This window comes from Streptomyces sp. NPDC058221 (genome assembly GCF_042882365.1).
Lineage (GTDB): Bacteria > Actinomycetota > Actinomycetes > Streptomycetales > Streptomycetaceae > Streptomyces.
The window spans coordinates 16,795-37,904 of record NZ_JBHVWF010000058.1 but is presented as its reverse complement, the minus strand read 5'-3'; the positions used below and the strand labels follow the sequence as shown (position 1 = coordinate 37,904).

Sequence of the window (21,110 nt, the reverse complement as noted above, 5' to 3'; positions counted from 1 at the left end):
ACCCGCCCGGTGTCGCTCCCGGTCGGCTGGATCGTTGACCGGGTGTGGCGCCGGGCCGGGGAGGGGCCCGGATCCACCGCGCTCGTGGTCGGCTCGATTCGGCTACGCGTCGCGCCTGTGCAGCAGCAGGCCGCCGACCAGCAGCGCGGCCGCGGCCCACGTGGCGAGCACGCCCGGACCGGCCCATGGGCCGATGGGCAGCTCGTTCAGATGGACGGTGGATTGGACCGCGAGTCCGGCGGTCATGGGCGAGATCTGCTGGAGGCGGCGCTGCCACTCCGGGTCGTTGACCACCTGGGTGACGACCGGGAAGAGATAGAGCAGCCCGAGCACGATCCCGATGGCGGTCGCCGCCTCCCGTACCGCCGTGGCCACGCCGAGTCCGAGCAGGCCGATCAGGACGAGGTAGAGGACCGAACCCACGGCCGCGCGCAGGGTCGGGCCGTCGGCCAGGGACAGCGGGGCATAGCCGTGGGCCTCGGTGAATCCGTTGCCGGGCAGGATGTAGCGGCCGGCAAGGAGCGAGGCGAGGACGGCAGCCGTCCCGGAGATCAGGACAACCGTGGTGAGGACCGTCGCCTTGGCGGTGAGGACGGTGAGCCGGTTCGGCACCGCCGTGAGTGTGGTGCGGATCATCCCGGTGCCGTACTCGCCGCTGACGGCCAGCACCGCGAGGACGGCGATGACCGCCTGCCCGACGGTGACGCCGGTCAGGGCGAACTTGACGGCGTCCTGGCCGCACCCCGTAGCCGGGCACTTCACGGCCTTGGCGGTGCCGCAGCCGACGGACACGGTCAGCGCGACGGCGAGCAGGAGCAACCTGCCCATGTCCCCTGCGGTGCGCAGCTTCGTCCACTCCGCGCGCAGGGCCCGGCCGAAGCCCCCTCGCCACGCGCCGTCCGCCGTGCTCGTGAGTCGTGCACTTCTCAGGAGGCTCATACGTCCCTCCCGCGCAGCCGCACCACGGCCGGACCGAAGGCGAGCGCGGCGTATCCGCACAGCACGGCGAGGCCGGCCCATGGCGCCAGCGGGTAGTAGCCGGTCGACGGCTCGTACACGCTGAGCACCTGCGCGTACTGCGGCAGGGTCTGCTGGATGGCGAAGCCCGCAGCCGGGGTCACCCGCAGCAGCCACTCCGAGACGCCCGGGGGCAATACGCCGGAGGTGGCAAGCAGGAAGGGCAGCACGATCGACGCGATGACCAGGGCGACCGCCGTGCCGCTGCGCCGCAGCAGGGCACCGACGCCGAGAGCGAGCACGACGGCGGCTGCGCAGAGCAGGCCGGTGCCGACCATGACGCGCACTTCGGTCGCCGACGTGACGGGGAAGACATGGAAGCCCCTGCCGCCCGCGCTGCGTTCCCCGAGGGGAATGGTGATCACGGCGGCCACCAGGCCGATGGCGAACGCGACGCCCCCGGCCACCAGCGCCTTGGCGCCAAGCACCCGGCCCCGCAAGGGAGTTGCCGCCATGGTCGTACGCAGCAGACCGCGCCGGTACTCGCCGGTGATGAACACCGTGCCCACGGCGATCACCACGAGCAGCCCGGCGAAGGTGCCGACGAGGAAGTTCTCGACGGAGAAGCCGACGCCCATGACAGGCCCGCCGACGACCGGTGCGATGTCACCGGCCCCGGTCACGGTGAACCCGCCGCCGTCGGTCTGGGTGAAGCCGCCCTTGGTGGTGTTCGTGTAGCTGCCGGAGGTGCCCGCGTCGCCGCCCACCTGTGTGCCGCTCCACGCGCTCTGGGACCAGCCGCCGGTGAGGGCGGGGCGGCCGAAGGTGCCCGTGGCCACGGCGGGGCTGAAGCCCGTGCCCGCCGCGGTGTCCTGCTTCGCCTGCGGTGACGTGGCGAAGAGCCCGGCCTGCACGGTGCGCGCAAGCCCCGGCAGCTTCGCATGGCCGACTTCGGTCCAGTGGGAGCCGTCGGTGGACGAGGAACCGGTGAGGATGTCGCCGGAGCGGACCAGGCGCAGCCGGCGCGGGGACTCCTGGGTGACCTTGCCGGAAGGGCCCGCTGTGTCGTGCGTGTAGTCGTACTGCATGCGCACACCGTGGCCGCCGGTGGCCATGACCGCCGCGTACGGGGCTCCCTGGCTGAGGCTTTCCTTCACGATGATCCCTGCCTTCGCCCAGGGCTGGGCGCCCTGGGCCGTCTTGCCGGTCCCGGTGTCGGCCACACCAGTCAGCGACCGCAGGGGGACGGTGAGGGTGCCGTCGCCGGTGAGCGTCCTGTGGACGAAGTAGAAGCTGTCGTTGACGGCCTCGCCGCCGGGTCCCTTCGGGTACGAGGCGGACTCGGCGCCACGACCGCCGGGGGCGGGGGCGGCCGTGCCGAGCAGGCCGACCACGATCGTCACCATGAGCGCCCCCGCCATGGCGAGGACCCAGCCGCGTACCGTACGGAACTTCGTCCACTCGGCGTGCAGCGTCCTGAGGAACCCACTCTGCTCAGCGCGCCTCGTGGCCGGGGGACGAGGGGTGACGGTGGCGGTCATCGCGTAGCCTCCCCCGCCGGGATGCCCCGGTACTCCACCGTGTCCCGGGTGAGCTCCATGTACGCCTCTTCGAGCGTCGCCCGGTGCGCGGACACCTGGGAGAACGGCACCCCGTTCCGGGCGAGCAGTGCCACGATCTCCTCGTCGGGCAGGCCCGTGACGCCGAGGGTGTCGGTGCCGGTGGCGAGAACGGTGGCGCCCGCGCCGTGCAGCACCTGGGCGGCGCGCGCAGGCGCGGAGGTACGCAGGGTGACCCGGCCGCCGGACGCCTCGGCGAGCAGCTCGGACACGCTGGTGTCCGCGACGACCCGGCCGCGGCCGATCACCACGAGATGGTCCGCGGTGTCTTCGAGTTCGCTCATCAGGTGACTGGAGACCAGGACGGCGCGGCCCTGCCGGGCCAGCGACGACAGGAAGCCGCGCATCCACACGATGCCGTCGGGGTCCAGGCCGTTGAACGGCTCGTCCAGCATGACCACCGGCGGGTCCCCCAGCAGCGCCGCCGCGATCCCCAGGCGCTGGCGCATGCCCAGCGAGAAGCCGCCGGCCTTGCGCCGGGCCGCCGTGCCCAGGCCGGCCTGATCGATGACCTCGTCCACCCGCCGGGCCGGCACGCCCTGTGAGTGGGCCAGCCACAGCAGGTGGTTACGGGCGGTGCGGCTCGGCTGCAGCGCGGAGGCGTCGAGCAGTGCCCCCAGATACCGAAGCGGGCGACGCAGGGTGCGGTACGGCACCCCGTCGACCAGGGCCTTTCCCTCCTCCGCCGCGTCAAGGCCCAGGATCACGCGCATGGTGGTGGACTTGCCCGCGCCGTTCGGGCCGACGAAGCCGGTCACCCGTCCGGGCTGCACGGTGAACGTCATACCGTCCAGAGCCAGCTGTGGCCCGAAGCGTTTACGCAGACCGATGACCTCGATCGTCGCCTTCGTACTCTCATCGCTCATGGCCCCCACCCTGTGACGGAGCGAGTTACAGGGGCCGAACGGTCACTGTCATCTCGTTGTTAGGCGCCTCGGCATAGCCTGTCCTGGTACGTGTCCTGGTGCGGTGGCGAGAGGGGAGCATGCGGATGAAATGGGGGCCGCCCCGACGGCTCGCGGGCCTGACTGCCCGGCTCGGCCTGCGCCGTGGCACTGCCCGCACCCGCTTCACCGCCTTGTACGTGACTCTGTTCCTGCTGTCGGGAACGGCGCTGCTGGCCATCGCGGCCGTGGTGGCATCCGGCGGATCGCGCTCCAGCCAGACCGCCCCCGATGGCGGCACCGGTCCACCCGCCACGGCGACACAGGCCCAGGGCCGCATCGACGAGCTGGAGCAGCAGCTGACCCAGCTGCACGACACCCAGTCCCGGCAGATCGTGATCGGCTCGGCCATCGCCCTCGGCGTCATGGTGGTGATCTCGGTCGGCCTCGGATGGTTCGTCGCCGGCCGGGTGCTGCGCCCGCTGCGCGTGATGACTGCGGCCACCCGCCGGATCACCGCCGACAGCCTGCACGAACGCCTGGCCATCGGCGGCCCCGGCGACGAGGTGAAGGACCTCGCCGACACCATCGACGACCTCCTCGGCCGCCTGGAGGGCTCCTTCGACGCCCAGCGCCTCTTCGTCGCCAACGCCTCCCACGAGCTGCGCACTCCGCTCACCACAATGCGGGCCTCCCTTGACGTGGCCCTCGCCAAGCCGGGCCCGGTACCCGAGACCACAGCGACGCTGGCGGCCCGGATGCGCGCCGAACTCGACCAGGTGGACCGGCTGCTGGAGGGTTTCCTCATCCTGGCGCGCACCCAGCACGGCGAGTTCACCGACTCGGCGCGCCTCGCCCTCGGCCAACTCGCGCTGACCGCCTTGACCGGACGGGCAAAGGACATCGCGGCCAAGGGGCTGACCGTGCGTGAAAACCGGAGCGACGACTCCGGGTGGGTGTGGGGCAGCCAGACGCTGCTGCGCCGCGTGGCCGACAACGTGGTCGACAACGCGATCGCGCACAACGACCCCGGGGGCTGGATCAGTGTCGCGGTACGGGCCGAAGGAGACGACGCGGGCGCAGTGTCCCTCGTCGTCGAGTCCAGCGGGCCGGTCCTTGACCAGCAGCGGGTGGCGGACCTCGCGCAACCCTTCCGCCGCCTTGGCGCCGACCGGACCGGCACCGGCCGGGGCAGCGGCCTCGGCCTCTCCATCGTCGCGGCCATCGCCCAGGCCCACCACGGCACCCTGGACCTGCACGCCCGCCCCGACGGCGGCCTGCGCGTGACCATCACCCTCCCCCGTACGGACGGCAGGACGACGGCGGAAGCCCCCGACGCAGGGACGGGCGTGGCGCGTTGAGAGTCCTGGTGGTCGAGGACGCCCGCCCCCTCGCCGAAGTCATCGCCGAGGGACTGCGCGACCAGGGCATGGCCGTAGACGTGGCCCACGACGGGCTCGATGCCGCGGCCAAGCTGGACGTCAACGCGTACGACGTCGTCGTGCTCGATCGCGACCTGCCAGGCATCCACGGCGACACTCTCTGCCAGATGATCACCGAGCGGGACGGCCGCGTGATGGTCCTGATGCTGACCGCCGCCGACTCACCCGGCGACCGCGTCAGCGGCCTGACCCTGGGTGCTGACGACTACCTCGCCAAGCCCTTCCACTTTCCCGAACTCGTCCTGCGCATCCGCGCCCTGGCCCGCCGTCGCCCCGCCGCCCGGTCCCGCACCCTGAGCGCGGCGGGCATCGAACTCGACCCGATGCGCCACACCGCCAGCCGCGACGGTCGCCAACTCGACCTCTCTGTAAAGGAATTCGCGGTACTCGAAGCCCTCCTGAACGCGAGCCCCGCCTTCCTCAGCGCGGAAGGCCTCCTCGAACAGGTCTGGGACGAGCACGCCGACCCGTTCACCAACACGGTCACGGTGACCATCAGCCGGCTGCGCCGCAAACTCGGCGACCCCCCGGCCATCTCCACCACACCCGGCGTGGGATATCGGATCATCAACGCCGTCCCACCCGACTGGGCAGCCGGCTTCGGAGACTGACACACGCGACTACTCTCACCAACGGTCCTTTGCGCGAGCAAGATCAGCGCCCGCGGTCCGCCCCCGGGTCGGGGACGCGCTGCGGACGGCGCGGGAGGTCAAGGCGCACGCCCCACACTGCCGGGTCATCGTCACCGTGTAGGAGATGAAGTGCCTCGGCCGCGACGCCGCCGAACTCACCGCGCTCGCCGACCACCTCGCTGCCCACGGCCTGGTCCTGGAGATGCACGCCGGACCCCTGCCGGGCATCCACGACGCCACCGGGCCGGGGAAGTTGCTGTTCGCGTTCTTCGCGGCGATGGCGGAGGCGGAGCGGGAGAACATCCGTGAGTCGACGGAAGACACCGCCGTCAGCCGGGCCGGCCAAGCCTGGTTGCGCGTCCGTCCTTCTCCTCGTCGGCGCCCGCGATCCGGCCCAGCATCTCCCGCGCGTACGCCTCGTCGTACTCGCCACCGGTGAGCAGGACCTGCAGACAGATCCCGTCCATCAGCGCGACCAGCGCCCGCGCGGTGGCCGGACCGGTGCGTGCGGCGAGGAGGCAGGCCGTGGCGTCGGTCCATTCGGCGGCGACCGGACGCAGCGCGGGCCGGCGCAGCGCGGCGAGGTAGAGCTCGTACTCCAGCTCCGCCCGGCCCCGGCCACCTCCGAAGAACTCCCCCAGCAGACGGGCGAGTTCGGCTGCGAGGTCGGCTTCCGGGTCGGCGAGGGCACGGCTCTCGCGCATGACCGCGGCGAAGTTCTCGTTCGACCGGCGGAGCGCGGCGGTCAACAGCTCGTCCAGCGAGGCGAAGTGGTACGTCGTCGAGCCGAGCGGCACATCGGCCTCTGCGGCGACGGAGCGGTGGCTGAGCCCGGCGATCCCCTTGGCGCCGACCACCCGGATCGCCGCATCGATGATCCGGCCGCGCCGCTCGGGGTCGTACCGCCGGACCATCAGTGCGCACCGCCCATGTTGAGCACCACCACACCGGCGATGACCAGCACGATGCCCGCAAGCTTCAGCAGACTGCCGGACTCCCCCATGAACAGCATCCCTATGACGGCGACGGCGGCGGTGCCGGTCCCGGCCCAGATCGCGTAGGCGGTGCCCATCGACAGGGTCTTGAGGGTCTGGGCCAGCAGCGAGAAGGCGAGCAGATAGCCGACGACGGTGATCAGGGAGGGCCAGAGCCGGGTGAACCCCTCGCTGTACTTCATGGCGGTCGTCCCGGCCACTTCCGCCGCGATGGCCGCGGCCAGCAGTCCATATCCCATGTGTACGAGTGTACGCATCGATGGTGCAGGACAGTGGGGATTCACCCGAACGGCGGGGACGCTACCGTGGTCCGTCCATGTACATGATCGGCTGACAGACGGAGCGGCAGTGACGCAGGACGCAGGGTGGGGCGGCGCGCCTTACGGGGGCGCGCCGTACGGGGGGCCTCCCGGAGGGCCGCCCGGTTGGGGCGGCTGGGGCGGCGGCTGGATGCCGCCCAAACCGGGGGTGATACCCCTGGGGCCGTTGAGGCTCGGGGACATATTCAACGGCGCGTTCGCCACCGTCGGCCGCCATGCGAAGCAGCTGTTCGGCGTCGGCGCGGCCGTGTACGGCGGAGCGCTTGCCGTGGTCGCGGCAACGATCGCGATCGCGTATGCCGCCACCGCGGACCATCTGGACCGGATATTCGCGCTCAGCGGCGACGAGGACCCCCGTAGCGAGGACTGGGTGCCTTTGCTCGTCGCCTTCTGCGCCATCGTGCTGGTGTGCCTGGTCGCGGCCGCGATCTCGACGGCCATGATGTACGCGGCCGTGCCGGTGGTGCTCCAGGAAGCGGTCCTGGGGCGGCCGACCACCTTCTCCGCCGTCTGGCAGCGGGCCTGGACCCGGGTACCCGCCGTGATCGGAACGGTGTTCCTGACCTGGGTGATCGCGATGGTCCCGATCCTGCTGGCCTGGGCCGGGGTGGTCGCTCTGGTGATCGGCGTGGTCAGCATGGACGGCGGCGACGGCGTCTCGGTCACGCTGGTCGTCATCGGCATCCTCGGCGCCCTGGCCACGGCGCCGCTGGCGGTCTGGCTCTGGGTGAAGTTCAGTCTGGCCCCGTCGGCCGTGGTCTTCGAGAACCAGGGGCCCGTCGCCGCGCTGCGCCGCTCGTCCCTGCTGGTACGCGGTGACTGGTGGCGGATCTTCGGAATCAGTCTGCTGGCCGGCGCCGTCGCGGGGACCGCGAGCTATCTGATCCAGCTGCCGTTCTCGTTCATCGGCATGTTCTCCGGCGCGCTCGGCTCGGCGAACCTGAGCGACGACCCGAACCCGACGTCGGTCATCGTCGCCATGAGCGGCTATGCACTGGCCATGGTGATCGGACAGCTGGTCAGCCAGCTGATCGTGGCCACCTTCCCGCCGCTGGTGACCGGCCTGCTGTACGTGGACCGCCGCATCCGTACGGAGGATCTGGGCCCGGTCCTCGCCGAGGCCGCCGCGGTACCGCCGCAGTACACGGGCTGAGGTGCGGGCCCGCCGGCGCTGCCCGGCGTTCCGGCTCAGCAGGTGCGGGCCGCCAGGGGCGGACCGGCGGACCGCTTACTGCACCCCGTGCGGCCGGAACTGGACGCTGATCCGCCCCCCGGCGGCACGGGCCGACTTGGGGATGGCGTGCTCCCAGGTCCGCTGGCACGAGCCGCCCATCACGATCAGGTCGCCGTGCCCGAGGGTGCGGCGGACGGTCTCGCCACCGCGGCGCGGGCGGAGCAGCAGGTCGCGGGGGGTGCCGACGGAAAGGATGGCGACCATCGTGTCCTCGCGGGCGCCCCGGCCGATGCGGTCGCCGTGCCAGGCCACACTGTCGCGCCCGTCGCGGTAGTGGCACAGGCCGGCTGTCGTGAACTCCTCGCCGAGCTCGGCCGCGTAGTGCGCGGACAGGGCTCGGCGCGCCTCGTCGAGAACGGGGTGCGGCAGCGGTTCACCGGCCCGGTAGAAGGCGAGCAGGCGGGGCACGTCCACGACCCTCTCGTACATCTGCCGGCGTTCCGCCTGCCACGGAACGTCCGCGGCCAGCCGCTCGAACAGCGCTCCGGCGCCGCTGAGCCAGCCCGGCAGAAGGTCGATCCAGGCCCCGTCACCGAGGATCGTCCGGCGGATCCCGGCCAACGGGCCCAGGCGTACGTCGTCGCTCTGGTCGAAGAGTGATCCCTGGAGCTGGTGCGTTGCCATGCACCCAGCCTACGCGAATCGAACAGACGTGCCCATCCGGCGCGACTCGGAGAGCCTCATCCCGTCCCCTTCAGGGGTGAGGCCCTCCGTGCCGGACCGGCCGCCGGCGGATCGGACCGTCACCCCGAGGCGGCGGCCACGCAGAACTCGTTGCCCTCCGGGTCCGCCATCATCACGTGGTGCCGGTCGAACGTCCCCAGGACGCTCCCACCGGCCCGCACCAGGCGTTCGACCTCCGCCTCGATCCGGGCCCACCGCTCATCGGCACTGCCGTGCCCCGGCACCCGGACGTCGATGTGGAGCCGGTTCTTCGCCGTCTTGGGCTCGGGGACCTTGAGGATGGACAGGCGGGGGCCGACGCCGTCGGGATCGCAGAGCCAGGCGGCGTCGTCCACGGAGTCGTCCTCCGGCAGGCCGAACGACGCGAACCACTCCTCGCGCGTCCTGAAGGGGGCCGGCGGCGGCTCGTCGATGTAGCCGAGCGCCGTCTTCCAGAAATCGGCGAGGAGCCGCGCGTTCGCGCAGTCAAAGGTCAGATCGATGTGGGCTGCCATGGGTGGACCGTACTGCGCACCTCTGACAGTCGGGCCCATCCGGACCGTCGCACAGGCAAGGGGCGAGGCAGCGTCAGGAAGTACATAAAGAATTTATATAAAGCAGCTATGCTTCAGACATGAGTCGCCGAGACGCCGCGCACGACGCTTCCGATGCCATCGGGTCAGCCCTCTACGGTCTGGCCACCAGGGCTGTGAGACGCCTTCCCCGCGACATGAGCCTGACGTCCGCCGCCGCCTTGGCCACCCTGGACAAGACCGGCCCGCGACGGATCACCGATCTGGCGGTGGCCGAGGGCGTCACCCAGCCCGCGATGACGGTCCTGGTCCGGGTGATGGAGGAATCCGGGCTGGTCGAGCGGAAGGGCGATCCGTCCGACAAACGGGTCACGCTGGTGTGCCTGACCGAGGCCGGCGCGTCGTACGTCCGGACGCGACGCCAAGCAGGCGTCGACGCGTACGCGCGGTTGATCGACGACCTCACCGGTGCCGAGGTCGAGGCCCTGGCAGCAGCCCTTCCGGCGCTGCTGCATCTGGCGGAGCTCGAAAGCCACGCCCGAGAGGAGTCGGGCCGGTGACCGAAGCCCAGGCGCACGACCAGCCCATGAGCACAGCCCCGACACGTTCCGAGGCACGTCCGCTGGTCCCCGCCCTGACGTTCATCGCCCTGGTCGTGGCGGCGGTCGCCAGCCTCGGGACGCCGCTCATCACCAGCGTGGCGACCACGTTCCACGTCTCCCTCGACAGCGCGCAGTGGACGCTGACCATCTCCCTGCTCAGCGGCGCCGTCGCCACACCCGTCCTCGGCCGGCTCGGAGCCGGCCCGCACCGGCGGGCCACGATTCTCGCCACGCTGGCGATCGTCGTCGTCGGCAGCACGCTCACCGTGCTGCCGCTGCCGTTCGCCTGGCTGCTCGCGGGCAGAGCGGCCCAAGGCGTCGGACTCGGTCTCACGGCGCTGATGATGGGCGTGGCCCGCGACCATCTTCCCGAGGAGCGCAGCGCGGCTGCGATCGCCCTGATCTCCGTGGTCTCCATCATCGGAGCCGGGGTCGGCTACCCGCTGGCCGCGCTGCTCGCCGAGTTCGGCGGACTGCGGGCCGCCTACGGCCTCGGCCTGCTCGTCACCACCATCGCCTTCGTGACCGCGTGGCGCTCCATGCCCGCAGCTCCCGAAGGCCGCTCCGCTCACGTGAACGTGGCCGGTGCGCTCGTCCTGGCGGGAGGTCTGCTCCTCGTCCTGTTCCTGGCCGGCGAGAGCAGCCTGTGGAGCCGACACCTCGCCGTGGCGGTGGCCCTTGCCGTCGCCGCCGTACTCCTGCTCTGCGTCTGGGCCGTTTCCGAACTGCGAACCAAGACACCCCTGATCGACGTCCGGGCAGTACGGCACCCGGCGGTCGCCGGGGCGAACATCGCCATGTTCGCCGGCGGGATCGGCATGTACCTCCTGCTCACGCTCATCACCCGCTACGCGCAGACGCCGCACAGCGCCGGCTACGGCTTCGGACTGACCACCTTCGTCGCCGGGCTGGTCCTCATCCCGTTCTCCGTGCTGGGGTTCGTCGCCGGCAAGCTCACGCCGCGGGTCCGCAAACGGATCGACGCCCCCGTGGTCCTGGCCGGCAGCGCCGCCATCGTCGGCGGCGGGTTCGTCCTGTTCGCCTCCGCCCGGTCCGACCTGGCCGAACTGCTCGCGGCCATGGGCGTGCTGGGCTTCGGCGTCGGCAGCTTCTCGGCCGCCATGCCCGGCGTCATCCTGGCCGTCACTCCCAGGAGCGAGACGTCTAGTGCCATGAGCTTCAACTACGTCGTCCGCAGCGTCGGGTACTCCCTGGGCAGCGCCATCGGCGGCCTGGTCCTGGCTGCCGGCACCGACACGGGCCGGCTCTTCCCGAACGACGACGCCTACACGACCGCGGCGCTGGCCGGCGTCGCCGCGATGGCGATCACGATGATGGCCGCACTCGCCCTCGCCCGCCGGCACTCACCCGAGACCCATCCGGGCCCGGCCCCGGCCGGTGGGCCGGGCCCGGGCCGGTCGAGTCGAACCGGAAGCTGAGGATCGAAGCCGTCCGACGTCGACGCCGTCTCCCTCGGCTCGCCGGCCCACAGCGTGCCGGCCGTGGATCTGAGCACACTTCTGAACATCCATTGCGAACACAGGAGTTACCGTGGCCAAGGGCTATTGGGTCAGCGTCTACCGCACCATTGCGGACCCCGAGAAGCTGACTGCCTACAACAAGCTGGCCGCTCCGGCCGTCCGGGCCGCGGGCGGGCGGCTGCTCGCCCGCGACGGCCGGGTCGTCGCACACGACGCCGGAATCGCCGAGCGCACCATCCTGATTGAGTTCGACAGCTTCGAACAGGCGGTCGCCGCACGCGCGAGTGCGGCCTACCAGGAAGCACTGGCCACACTGGCTGACGGCGTCGAGCGCGACTTCCGCATCATCGAAGGCCTCGGCTGACGATCGAGGCTGCGTCGGCGACGAAACACCAAGCCGACTGCGGGGATCACCCCGGCTCGTCAGCGCGCCGCACCGTCGCGGACAGCATCAGGCGACTGGATGACGGAACGGCTCATGACGGCCGTCCCGCGCGCTGGTGAGGGTGACGCCGGATCTGACCGCCAAGTCGGTTGCGTGCGTGACGTCGTATGCGGGGCTCGCCGGCGCAGACGCCTGATGCCATTGCTTCGCGAGGGCCGTGCAGACGTCACAGCCCGGGACCGCACGGGGATGCTCCGTGGGATCACCTGACTGGACCGGAGATCCTTGTGTCGTGCTCTTGTGCGCCATTGGCCGCCCCTCCCACTGATCCGTCGACGGACCGAGCATCGCGCCGAACGCGGGAGCATCCCAGGGACGGAACGGCCTACTTACGTCACGCTAACCGGCGACGCCGAGGAACTCCGCGAGGGGCCGCAGTCCAGCAGGATGGGAAGGCAACTCCCAGAGGTCATTGACGATGGACACAGCAAGCGTGTGCTGACGCATCCACGTCGGGGCGACCCTTCGCAGCGACTCCAGCGCCTTCACTGCCCCTTCGGTGTGGCCCAGGTCGGTGTGCCCCCGTGCCACACCGAAGGGGCAGCCAGGTGCGCCAGGGCCGGGGCGTGTCCTTCTGACGCCGTGAGACGGGCGTCGGCGAGGATGCCGGGGAGAAGGTTCAAGAGCTGAGGGAACTCCGCGGAGTGGTACATGGTCCACGCGTCGGCGATCTCGGCGCGCAGGAGATCGGAGGTAAGCACCTCGGCTCCGTCGGACTCCTGCGGTGGCGCGAACATCAATGGGTGAATCGCGCGTCGCACGGCAACCAGCTGCGGGGGGTCGGACTCGCCCGTCGACGGGACGCCGGGAGGGTCGCCGAGCAGGGTCGTCAGTTCGACGCCGAGCCCATCGGACAGGGCATGGAGGGTCGGCAGTCGTGCACTGTGCTTCCGCTTCTGCTCAGCCGTCCGGATCACGTCCACGGACACGCCGGAGCGTTCAGCCAGCGCCTCTTGAGTGAGGTCGGCGATTCGGCGGAGACGCGAGAGCTTGTCCCCCAGACGCTCGGAAGCCATGCCGACAAACTACCCCGGCCGGGGGAAGCGGCTGCGAGGGAACAGACAACGAAACGGCCGTACCCGCCCGGCGGGCACGGCCGTACGCGGAGCGAGCCGCCGCACACGCTGTGCCGATCAGCCGCCGACCGTGAACCAGGTGGCGCGGGACTTCTTCCACTCGTCGTGGTCGAGGTCCTTGGCCTCCGTGCCGTCCCCGTATAGATCGGCCGATCCCGCGTCCGTGATGAGCTGTGCGCGGGCGCCGGGTGTGTTCAGGTCCGGTACGTCGACGACGGCCTCCCAGCCGCCCGGGTCGGAGGTCGGCAGGTCGAGGCGCTTGACCGGTGCGTTTCCGGCCACGCCGTCCCAGGAGTAGAGGGCGTACGGGTCGGAGTTGTCGTCCGCGGCCCAGGAGCCGGCCACGATCAGGTACTGGTCGGCCGAGTTCTTGCGGATGTCGCGGATGCTCAGCCCGCCGAGGTCCAGTTCGATGGGGGCGCCGACGGCGGCCTTCGCGCCGGAGCCGGCCACCTTGTCGAAGTTGGTGACGGGCACGATCAGCGCCTTGCCGCCCTCCTTCGGCGGGACGAGAGGCGCCCGGAAGCCCAGGTAGGCGGTGGTCGTCGAGCCGGGTGCGAACTCCAGGCCCTCGATGTTGAACCCGTCGATCTGCTTGGGCGCTTCACCGTCCTTCGTCCCCGCGGCGAATCCGTAGCGGTCGCCGTTGGACTTGTCCCAGGCGACGAGGTCGTCCCGGAGCTTCTTGTAGGAGCCCCCGACGGTCAGCCGGGTGTCGGCGCCGGAACCGGTGACCGTCGTCGTGAAGACGGTGTTGCGGTCGGACTTGTACTCGCCGTCCTTGTTGTTGCCCAGTGAACCGGTCCAGTAGATCGTGTTCCCGACGCGGGTGGCACCCTCGATGTCGATCTCCTTGGAGACCCCGAGCTGCGAGGAGAAGTCCCAGGTGCGGACGGGTGCGCCCGAGGCCGAACGGTCGTGGAGGCGGAGGGTGTTGGACTCGTCGTCGGCGACGACCGCATAGCCGCCGCCGACGTCGACCGCGGCCGAAATGTCCGACGATCCGGTGAGATAGCGGGTGCCCGCGGCGTTCTGCACGGCGGCCGAGGCCGCGTAGTGCAGTGACTTGGTGGCGGTCCTGCCGCCGAGGCCGGTGACCTTGATGGTGAGGTCGGTGTACCCGCGGCCGTGGGCGGCGACCCGGAGCTGCCGGGCAGCGCCCGTACCGGTCACCGTCACATCGCCGGTGGCGGCGACGGACGACTTGGAGCTGGCGGAGGCGGCCACGCCGAGCGCGGACGCATCGGCTCCGCTCTGGCCGACGGTGACCGTCACCACGGGGTCGCCGGTCGCCCCGACGGCGCCGGAGAGATAGCCGGAGGACAGCGTGATCGTCGGTGTCCCGTAGCTCGCGGCGTGCGCGGGTACGCCGAGGCCCAGGGCGGCCAGTGCCAGAGCACCTCCCGCGGCGGCGACGGTCCGGCGGTGCGGGAGGACGAAGCGGTGCGGCACGGGTGAGCCTCTCGTCGGCGTGGTGTCGAGAAGTAGGTTCCGATTCTCGCGCCAACAGCGGGCGGACGCCGGGGATACGGTGGACGAACAACGTCGAACGGCCCCCGGCTCACGCAGGAGCCGGGGGCCGTACACACGAAAGAACCGCTCAGACGTTGAAGCCCAGCGCGCGCAGCTGCTCGCGGCCGTCGTCCGTGATCTTGTCCGGGCCCCACGGCGGCATCCAGACCCAGTTGATCCGGAGCTCGTTGACGATGCCGTCGGTGGCGGACTTCGCCTGGTCCTCGATGACATCGGTCAGCGGGCAGGCCGCGGACGTCAGGGTCATGTCGAGGGTGGCGATGTTGGCGTCGTCCACGTGGATGCCGTAGATCAGGCCCAGGTTGACGACGTCGATGCCCAGCTCGGGGTCGACGACGTCGTACAGCGCCTCGCGGACCTCCTCCTCGGAGGCCGGCTTGGTGGTCAGGGTCTCGTTGTCGCTCATGCCGTCTTCCCTTCGGACAGCGCCTTCGCCGTCGCGTCTTTCCACGCCATCCAGCTCAGCAGCGCGCATTTGACCCGGGCCGGGTACTTGGAGACACCGGCGAACGCGACCGCGTCCTCCAGCACCTCCTCCATCGCGTCGTCCGGCTCCAGCTGTCCCTTGGACTGCATCAGCTCCAGGAACGCGGCCTGGATCTTCTGGGCCTCGCCCAGTTCCTTGCCGACCAGCAGCTCGTTCAGCACGGAGGCGCTGGCCTGGCTGATGGAGCAGCCCTGGCCCTCGTAACTCACATCGGCGATGGTCTCACCGTCGTACCGCACGCGCAGCGTGATCTCGTCACCGCACGTCGGATTGACGTGATGCACCTCGGCGTCGCCGTCCCGCAGGCCGCGCCCGTGGGGGTGCTTGTAGTGGTCCAGGATCACTTCCTGGTACATGGAATCAAGCTTCACCAGTCAACCCTCAGCCGCTGTCTAACCGAAAAAGTTCCGGACGTGGTTCAGACCGTCCACCAGGGCATCGACCTCGGCGGGCGTGGAGTACAGATAGAACGACGCTCGCGTCGTCGCAGGAATTCCGTACCGCAGGCAGACCGGCCGTGCGCAGTGGTGTCCGACCCGGACCGCGATGCCCTCCTCGTCGAGCACCTGACCCACGTCGTGCGGGTGGATGTCGCCGAGCGTGAAGGAGATCGTGGCCCCGCGGTCCTCGGCGGTGGCCGGCCCGATGATCCGGAGGTCGGGGACCTCCAGGAGCCTCCGCACCGCGTACTCGGTGATCGCCTGCTCGTGGCGGTGGATGTTCTCCATGCCGATCGCCGAGAGGTAGTCCACGGCCGCGCCGAGGCCGACGGCCTGGGCGATCGGGGGCGTACCGGCCTCGAACTTGTGCGGCGCCGGGGCATAGGTCGACGAGTGCATCGACACGGTCTCGATCATCTCGCCGCCGCCGAGGAACGGCGGCAGGTCCTCCAGGAGCTCCTGCCGTCCCCAGAGCACGCCGATGCCGGTCGGGCCGACCATCTTGTGGCCGGTGAAGGCCACGAAGTCGGCCTGCAGCGCCTGCACGTCGAGCACCATGTGCGGGGCTGCCTGCGAGGCGTCGATGCAGACCAGCGCGCCGACTTCCTGGGCGCGCCGGACGATCTGCTCGACCGGGTTGATCGTGCCCATGATGTTCGAGACCAGCGTGAAGGAGACGATCTTCGTCTTCTCGGTGATGATCTCGTTGATGTTCGACAGGTCGAGCCGGCCGTCGTCGGTGATGCCGAACCACTTCAGCTTCGCACCGGTGCGCTGCGAGAGCAGCTGCCACGGCACGATGTTGGAGTGGTGCTCCATCTCCGTGGTGACGATCTCGGTCTCGTGGTCGACCCGGTAGGGCTCGTCGGCCCAGCCGAGCATGTTGGCCACGAGGTTGAGCGACTCCGAGGCGTTCTTGGTGAAGATCACCTCGTTGCGGCTCGGCGCGTTGATGAACGCGGCGACCTTGTCACGGGCGCCCTCGTAGAGCGCCGTGGCCTCCTCCGCGATCGTGTACACGCCGCGGTGCACATTGGCGTTGTGCCGCTCGTAGTACTCGTTGAGGGCATCGAGCACCTGGCGCGGCTTCTGCGAGGTCGCAGCACTGTCCAGGTACACGATCTTCTTGCCGTCGTGGACCGTGCGGTCCAGGATCGGGAAGTCCTTGCGGATCGCCTCGGTGTCGAGGAGGCCGGAGAGCCCCTGTCGGGCGTCAGTCACGCGGAAGCGCCACCCTTCGTGTAGGCCTCGTAGCCCTCGTTCTCCAGCGTGTCGGCGAGCTCCGCACCGCCGGACGCGGCGATGCGGCCGTTGGCGAAGACATGCACGAAGTCGGGCTTGATGTACTTGAGGATGCGCGTGTAGTGCGTGATCAGCAGGGTGCCGACCTCGCCGGACTCGCGGACCCGGTTGACGCCCTCGGAGACGGTCTTCAGCGCGTCGACGTCCAGGCCGGAGTCGGTCTCGTCGAGGATCGCGATCTTCGGCTTGAGGAGCTCCAGCTGAAGGATCTCGTGGCGCTTCTTCTCACCGCCGGAGAAGCCCTCGTTGACGTTGCGCTCGGCGAAGGCCGGGTCCATCTGGAGCTCGGACATCGCCTCCTTGACCTCCTTCACCCAGGTACGCAGCTTGGGCGCCTCGCCGCGGACGGCGGTGGCGGAGGTGCGCAGGAAGTTGGAGACGGAGACACCGGGGATCTCGACCGGGTACTGCATGGCGAGAAACAGGCCGGCGCGGGCGCGCTCGTCGACGGACATCTCCAGGACGTCCTCGCCGTCCAGGGTCACCGTGCCGCTGGTGATCGTGTACTTGGGGTGACCTGCGAGGGAGTACGCGAGGGTGGACTTGCCGGACCCGTTGGGGCCCATGATGGCGTGGGTCTCGCCCTGCTTCACGGTCAGGTCGACGCCCTTGAGGATCTCCTTCGTGGCGTTGTCGGCCTCGACGGTGACGTGCAGGTCGTGGATTTCAAGCGTTGCCATGGGTGACTCAGGACTCCTGGGTGACGGAGACGAGCACATCGTCCCCTTGGATCTTGACGGGGTATACGGGGACGGGGCGCGTCGCGGGAAGGCCGGACGGCTTGCCGGTACGCAGGTCGAAGCTCGATCCGTGCAGCCAGCACTCGATCATGCAGTCCTCGACCTCGCCCTCGGACAGCGACACGTTCGCGTGCGAGCAGATGTCGTTGATCGCGAACACCTCGCCCTCGGTGCGGACGACGGAGACCGGCGTGCCTTCGAGCTCCACCCGCTTCGGGGTGTCGTCCTCCAGCTCGCTCAGCGCACAGACCTTGACGAAGGTCATCAGACCGACGCCTTCAGCTCGGTCTCGATCTTGTCGAGGAGACGGGCTTCGACGTCCGGCAGCCCGATCTGCTGCACCAGCTCGGCGAAGAAGCCACGCACGACGAGGCGGCGGGCCTCCTCGGCCGGGATACCGCGGGACTGCAGGTAGAACAGCTGCTCGTCGTCGAAGCGGCCGGTCGCGGAGGCGTGTCCGGCGCCGACGATCTCGCCGGTCTCGATCTCCAGGTTCGGGACCGAGTCGACCCGCGCACCGTCGGTGAGAACCAGGTTGCGGTTCATCTCGTAGGTGTCGGTGCCCTCGGCACTGGCCTGGATCAGCACGTCACCGATCCACACGGCGTGTGCGCCGTCGCCCTGCAGCGCGCCCTTGTAGGCCACGTTCGACTTGCAGTGCGGGGCGTTGTGGTCGACCAGGAGGCGGTGCTCCTGGTGCTGGCCCTTGTCGGTGAAGTACAGACCGAAGAGCTCGGCCTCGCCGCCGGGGCCCGCGTAGGCGATCCGCGGGTGGATCCGGACGACGTCGCCGCCGAAGGTGACGACGATGGACTTGAACGAGGCGTCCCGGCCGACCAGCGCGTTGTGCTGGCCGACGTGGACGGCGGTCTCGTCCCAGTCCTGGACGGAGACGACGGTCAGCTTCGCCCCGTCGCCCAGGACGTAGTCGACGTTGGCGGCGAGCACCGCGTCACCGGTGTGGTCGATGACGACGACGGCCTCGGCGAAGGCGCCCAGCTCGATGACCTGGTGACCGTAGGCCACCCCGCCCTCGCCGTGCACCGTGATCCGGATCGGCTCGGGAAGCACCGCTTCCTTGTCGACCGTGACGACGGAGGCCTGCTCGAAGGACGAGTAGGCCTGTGCGGCCACCCGGTCCACCGGGGTGCCGGCCTTGCCCAGGCGGGCGTCGTCGCGGCCGACGGTCTCGACCGTGACCCCCGAAGGGGCCTCGATCGCGACCTTCACACCGCCGCCGTTGGCGACGGCCGTGCCGTCGTGCAGTCCGCGCAGCCGCTCCAGCGGCGTGAACCGCCACTCCTCCTCGCGGCCGTGCGGGACCGGGAAGTCCGCGACGTCGAAGGACGGGGGTGCGCTCATGCGCGTGGCGACGGTCGACTCGGCGGCCACCGCGATGGAACCGGCGGTGGCGGAGCCTGCCGGAATGTTCTGAGCCTCAGCCATGGCTGTCGTAGTGCTCTCTTTCTCAGTCGGACAGATGTCAGGGGGATCCGGTCGTCGGCGTACTAGCCGACCGAACCCTCCATCTGCAGCTCGATCAGCCGGTTGAGCTCGAGGGCGTACTCCATGGGGAGCTCCTTCGCGATCGGCTCGACGAAGCCGCGCACGATCATCGCCATCGCCTCGAACTCGGTCATGCCGCGGCTCATCAGGTAGAAGAGCTGGTCCTCGGAGACCTTGGAGACGGTCGCCTCGTGCCCCATCGACACATCGTCCTCACGGACGTCGACGTAGGGGTAGGTGTCGGAGCGCGAGATCGTGTCGACCAGGAGCGCGTCACAGAGCACGTTGGACTTCGCGCCCGGCGCGCCCTCGCCGATCTCGATCAGACCGCGGTAGGAGGTGCGGCCGCCGCCTCGCGCCACCGACTTGGAGACGATGTTGGACGAGGTGTTCGGAGCCATGTGGACCATCTTGGCGCCGGCGTCCTGGTGCTGGCCCTCGCCCGCGAAGGCGATGGACAGGGTCTCGCCCTTGGCGTGCTCGCCCATCAGGTAGATGGCCGGGTACTTCATGGTCACCTTGGAGCCGATGTTGCCGTCGACCCACTCCATCGTCGCGCCTTCGTAGGCGACGGCGCGCTTGGTGACCAGGTTGTAGACGTTGTTCGACCAGTTCTGGATCGTCGTGTAGCGGCAGCGGCCGCCCTTCTTCACGATGATCTCGACGACCGCGGAGTGCAGCGAGTCCGAGGAGTAGATCGGCGCGGTGCAGCCCTCGACGTAGTGGACGTAGGCGTCCTCGTCGACGATGATCAGCGTCCGCTCGAACTGGCCCATGTTCTCCGTGTTGATACGGAAGTAGGCCTGGAGCGGGATCTCCACGTGCACGCCCTTCGGCACGTAGATGAACGAGCCACCGGACCACACGGCCGAGTTCAGCGAGGCGAACTTGTTGTCGCCGACCGGGATGACGGTGCCGAAGTACTCCTTGAAGAGCTCCGGGTGCTCCTTCAGCGCGGTGTCGGTGTCCATGAAGATGACACCCTGCGCCTCCAGCTCCTCGTTGATCTGGTGGTAGACGACCTCGGACTCGTACTGCGCGGCGACACCGGCGACGAGGCGCTGCTTCTCCGCCTCCGGGATGCCGAGCTTGTCGTACGTGTTCTTGATGTCCTCGGGCAGGTCCTCCCAGGACTCCGCCTGCTTCTCCGTCGACCGCACGAAGTACTTGATGTTGTCGAAGTCGATGCCCGACAGGTCCGAGCCCCAGTTCGGCATGGGCTTCTTGCCGAAGAGCTTGAGGCCCTTGAGCCGCAGCTTCAGCATCCACTCGGGCTCGTTCTTCTTCTCCGAGATGTCGCGGACGACGGCCTCGGAAAGACCGCGCTTGGCCGCCGCGCCTGCCGCGTCGGAGTCGGCCCAGCCGAATTCGTACGTGCCCAGGCCATCGAGCTCAGGGTGGGCAGTCTCCGTAGGGAGCGTCATGCGGGGTTCCTCCCGGACTTGCTGGTGGATGCTGAATCAGTGGTCTGTGGTGTGGGGTGGCCGCTGCGCGGGATGTAGGTCGTGCACACCCCATCGCCGTGGGCGATGGTGGCGAGACGCTGTACATGGGTCCCCAGGAGGCTGGAGAAGATCTCCGTCTCCGCCTCGCACAGCTGCGGGTACTGCTCGGCGACATGTGCGACCGGGCAGTGGTGCTGGCACAGCTGCTCACCCTGCTGCGGGCCCGGCGCGCTGCGCGCCGTAGCAGCGTACCCGTCGGCGGACAAGGCCTTGGCCAGCGCCTCCGTACGGGACTCGGGGTCGGCGGCCTCGATCGCCTCGCGGTAGGCCGCCGACTGGCCGGCGACCCTGGCACGGGCGAACGCCATGACCGCTTCGTCGCCCGAGGTCTCGGCGATCCAGCGCAGGGCGTCCGCGGCGAGCGCGTCGTAGGACTGGTCGAAGGCGTCCCGGCCGCAGTCGGTCAGGGCGAACACCTTGGCCGGACGGCCACGGGTCCGTGCCCCGTACACCCGCTGCTCGCGGGCCTCGACGACATCGTCGGAGACGAGGGCGTCGAGCTGTCGGCGGACGGCGGCCTGGGTGAGCCCCAGGCGCTTCGCCAGATCGGCGGCGGTGGACGGGCCGTGGTCCAGGATGGAGCGCGCGATCCGGTTGCGCGTCGAGCGCTCACCGGTCGCGAGTTCCTCCTGCGGAGCCTCGCCAACGTATTTCACAACGCCATTGTTGCGTAATTCATCCGGCCCTGACAACCACGGTCCGGAACGATCTACC

24 protein-coding genes and 1 pseudogene are annotated in these 21,110 nt (G+C 69.9%); 7 read left to right on the top strand and 18 right to left on the bottom strand.

Going from position 1 to position 21,110, the window contains the following annotated elements; all coding sequences use genetic code 11:
- Positions 1-102: 102 nt before the first annotated feature.
- Genes ACFVW8_RS19860 through ACFVW8_RS19850 form a run of 3 tightly spaced genes read right to left on the bottom strand, consistent with a single transcriptional unit; the run spans position 103 to position 3,442 of the window.
- The gene (locus tag ACFVW8_RS19860; protein WP_389691694.1) at positions 103-939 is read right to left on the bottom strand and encodes an ABC transporter permease subunit; all 837 of its coding nucleotides are present in this window, start codon (positions 937-939) and stop codon (positions 103-105) included.
- The gene (locus ACFVW8_RS19855; RefSeq protein ID WP_389691692.1) at positions 936-2,498 is read right to left on the bottom strand and encodes an ABC transporter permease subunit; all 1,563 of its coding nucleotides are present in this window, start codon (positions 2,496-2,498) and stop codon (positions 936-938) included. The genes ACFVW8_RS19860 and ACFVW8_RS19855 overlap by 4 nt, the downstream gene beginning before the upstream one ends.
- Positions 2,495-3,442, bottom strand: coding sequence for an ABC transporter ATP-binding protein (locus tag ACFVW8_RS19850; protein ID WP_389691690.1), 948 nt, complete (start codon positions 3,440-3,442; stop codon positions 2,495-2,497). The genes ACFVW8_RS19855 and ACFVW8_RS19850 overlap by 4 nt, the downstream gene beginning before the upstream one ends.
- A gap of 125 nt (positions 3,443-3,567) precedes the next feature.
- Here ACFVW8_RS19850 and ACFVW8_RS19845 point away from each other — a divergent pair, with 125 nt between their 5' ends.
- Entirely contained in the window at positions 3,568-4,821 is a 1,254-nt protein-coding gene (locus ACFVW8_RS19845) for a sensor histidine kinase (protein ID WP_389691688.1), read from the top strand.
- On the top strand, positions 4,818-5,513 hold the full coding sequence (locus ACFVW8_RS19840; RefSeq protein ID WP_389691686.1) for a response regulator transcription factor: 696 nt from the start codon (positions 4,818-4,820) through the stop codon (positions 5,511-5,513). The genes ACFVW8_RS19845 and ACFVW8_RS19840 overlap by 4 nt, the downstream gene beginning before the upstream one ends.
- 43 nt (positions 5,514-5,556) lie before the next feature.
- Here ACFVW8_RS19840 and ACFVW8_RS19835 read toward each other — a convergent pair whose 3' ends face one another.
- Positions 5,557-5,742, bottom strand: a complete 186-nt coding sequence (locus ACFVW8_RS19835; protein WP_389691716.1) for a hypothetical protein — start codon at positions 5,740-5,742, stop codon at positions 5,557-5,559.
- On the opposite strand from ACFVW8_RS19835, the gene ACFVW8_RS19830 reads away from it, so the two are divergent.
- Positions 5,659-5,973: a recombinase family protein gene (locus ACFVW8_RS19830; protein ID WP_389691684.1), complete on the top strand. Its 315-nt coding sequence runs from the start codon at positions 5,659-5,661 to the stop codon at positions 5,971-5,973. The genes ACFVW8_RS19835 and ACFVW8_RS19830 overlap by 84 nt on opposite strands.
- Here the strand turns inward: ACFVW8_RS19830 and ACFVW8_RS19825 are convergent.
- The gene (locus ACFVW8_RS19825; protein WP_389691682.1) at positions 5,864-6,448 is read right to left on the bottom strand and encodes a TetR/AcrR family transcriptional regulator; all 585 of its coding nucleotides are present in this window, start codon (positions 6,446-6,448) and stop codon (positions 5,864-5,866) included. The genes ACFVW8_RS19830 and ACFVW8_RS19825 overlap by 110 nt on opposite strands.
- A complete protein-coding gene (locus tag ACFVW8_RS19820) occupies positions 6,448-6,768 on the bottom strand; it encodes a DMT family transporter (RefSeq protein WP_389691680.1) in 321 nt (106 codons plus the stop codon). Before ACFVW8_RS19820 ends, ACFVW8_RS19825 begins: the two co-directional genes overlap by 1 nt.
- A gap of 211 nt (positions 6,769-6,979) precedes the next feature.
- On the opposite strand from ACFVW8_RS19820, the gene ACFVW8_RS19815 reads away from it, so the two are divergent.
- Positions 6,980-8,002 (top strand): hypothetical protein, encoded by a 1,023-nt coding sequence (locus ACFVW8_RS19815; RefSeq protein WP_389691678.1) that lies wholly within the window; start codon positions 6,980-6,982, stop codon positions 8,000-8,002.
- Between the two features lie 75 nt (positions 8,003-8,077).
- On the opposite strand, the gene ACFVW8_RS19810 is transcribed toward ACFVW8_RS19815, so the two are convergent.
- Both ACFVW8_RS19810 and ACFVW8_RS19805 read right to left on the bottom strand, forming a co-directional pair.
- A complete protein-coding gene (locus ACFVW8_RS19810) occupies positions 8,078-8,707 on the bottom strand; it encodes an alpha-ketoglutarate-dependent dioxygenase AlkB (RefSeq protein WP_389691676.1) in 630 nt (209 codons plus the stop codon).
- Positions 8,708-8,826: 119 nt separating this feature from the next.
- Positions 8,827-9,261: a VOC family protein gene (locus tag ACFVW8_RS19805; RefSeq protein WP_389691674.1), complete on the bottom strand. Its 435-nt coding sequence runs from the start codon at positions 9,259-9,261 to the stop codon at positions 8,827-8,829.
- A gap of 119 nt (positions 9,262-9,380) precedes the next feature.
- On the opposite strand from ACFVW8_RS19805, the gene ACFVW8_RS19800 reads away from it, so the two are divergent.
- The 3 genes from ACFVW8_RS19800 to ACFVW8_RS19790 all read left to right on the top strand — a co-directional run bounded on the left by ACFVW8_RS19800 (position 9,381) and on the right by ACFVW8_RS19790 (position 11,726).
- A complete protein-coding gene (locus ACFVW8_RS19800; protein ID WP_389691672.1) occupies positions 9,381-9,839 on the top strand; it encodes a MarR family winged helix-turn-helix transcriptional regulator in 459 nt (152 codons plus the stop codon).
- A 26-nt stretch (positions 9,840-9,865) separates the two neighbouring features.
- Entirely contained in the window at positions 9,866-11,320 is a 1,455-nt protein-coding gene (locus ACFVW8_RS19795; RefSeq protein WP_389691714.1) for an MFS transporter, read from the top strand.
- 112 nt (positions 11,321-11,432) lie between these two features.
- A complete protein-coding gene (locus tag ACFVW8_RS19790; protein WP_389691670.1) occupies positions 11,433-11,726 on the top strand; it encodes a DUF1330 domain-containing protein in 294 nt (97 codons plus the stop codon).
- Between the two features lie 420 nt (positions 11,727-12,146).
- On the opposite strand, the pseudogene ACFVW8_RS19785 reads toward ACFVW8_RS19790, so the two are convergent.
- The 10 genes and pseudogenes from ACFVW8_RS19785 to ACFVW8_RS19740 all read right to left on the bottom strand — a co-directional run bounded on the left by ACFVW8_RS19785 (position 12,147) and on the right by ACFVW8_RS19740 (position 21,052).
- Positions 12,147-12,823 (bottom strand): annotated as a pseudogene (locus ACFVW8_RS19785) (helix-turn-helix domain-containing protein).
- A gap of 117 nt (positions 12,824-12,940) precedes the next feature.
- Positions 12,941-14,335, bottom strand: a complete 1,395-nt coding sequence (locus tag ACFVW8_RS19780) for a hypothetical protein (protein WP_389691668.1) — start codon at positions 14,333-14,335, stop codon at positions 12,941-12,943.
- Positions 14,336-14,483: 148 nt separating this feature from the next.
- On the bottom strand, positions 14,484-14,822 hold the full coding sequence (locus tag ACFVW8_RS19775) for a metal-sulfur cluster assembly factor (protein WP_056783575.1): 339 nt from the start codon (positions 14,820-14,822) through the stop codon (positions 14,484-14,486).
- Entirely contained in the window at positions 14,819-15,274 is a 456-nt protein-coding gene (gene sufU, locus ACFVW8_RS19770) for a Fe-S cluster assembly sulfur transfer protein SufU (RefSeq protein WP_024492621.1), read from the bottom strand. The genes ACFVW8_RS19775 and sufU overlap by 4 nt, the downstream gene beginning before the upstream one ends.
- Positions 15,275-15,295: 21 nt before the next feature.
- Positions 15,296-16,564 carry a cysteine desulfurase gene (locus ACFVW8_RS19765; RefSeq protein ID WP_389691665.1) on the bottom strand — a complete coding sequence of 423 codons (1,269 nt, stop codon included), beginning with the start codon at positions 16,562-16,564 and terminating at the stop codon, positions 15,296-15,298.
- Positions 16,561-17,325 (bottom strand): Fe-S cluster assembly ATPase SufC, encoded by a 765-nt coding sequence (gene sufC, locus ACFVW8_RS19760; RefSeq protein WP_389691663.1) that lies wholly within the window; start codon positions 17,323-17,325, stop codon positions 16,561-16,563. Before sufC ends, ACFVW8_RS19765 begins: the two co-directional genes overlap by 4 nt.
- A gap of 7 nt (positions 17,326-17,332) precedes the next feature.
- Positions 17,333-17,650 carry a bifunctional 3-phenylpropionate/cinnamic acid dioxygenase ferredoxin subunit gene (locus tag ACFVW8_RS19755; RefSeq protein WP_389691662.1) on the bottom strand — a complete coding sequence of 106 codons (318 nt, stop codon included), beginning with the start codon at positions 17,648-17,650 and terminating at the stop codon, positions 17,333-17,335.
- Entirely contained in the window at positions 17,650-18,831 is a 1,182-nt protein-coding gene (gene sufD / locus ACFVW8_RS19750; RefSeq protein WP_389691660.1) for a Fe-S cluster assembly protein SufD, read from the bottom strand. Before sufD ends, ACFVW8_RS19755 begins: the two co-directional genes overlap by 1 nt.
- Positions 18,832-18,893: 62 nt before the next feature.
- Positions 18,894-20,315, bottom strand: a complete 1,422-nt coding sequence (gene sufB / locus ACFVW8_RS19745) for a Fe-S cluster assembly protein SufB (RefSeq protein ID WP_311306372.1) — start codon at positions 20,313-20,315, stop codon at positions 18,894-18,896.
- On the bottom strand, positions 20,312-21,052 hold the full coding sequence (locus tag ACFVW8_RS19740) for a helix-turn-helix transcriptional regulator (RefSeq protein ID WP_389691658.1): 741 nt from the start codon (positions 21,050-21,052) through the stop codon (positions 20,312-20,314). Before ACFVW8_RS19740 ends, sufB begins: the two co-directional genes overlap by 4 nt.
- Positions 21,053-21,110 lie beyond the last annotated feature (58 nt).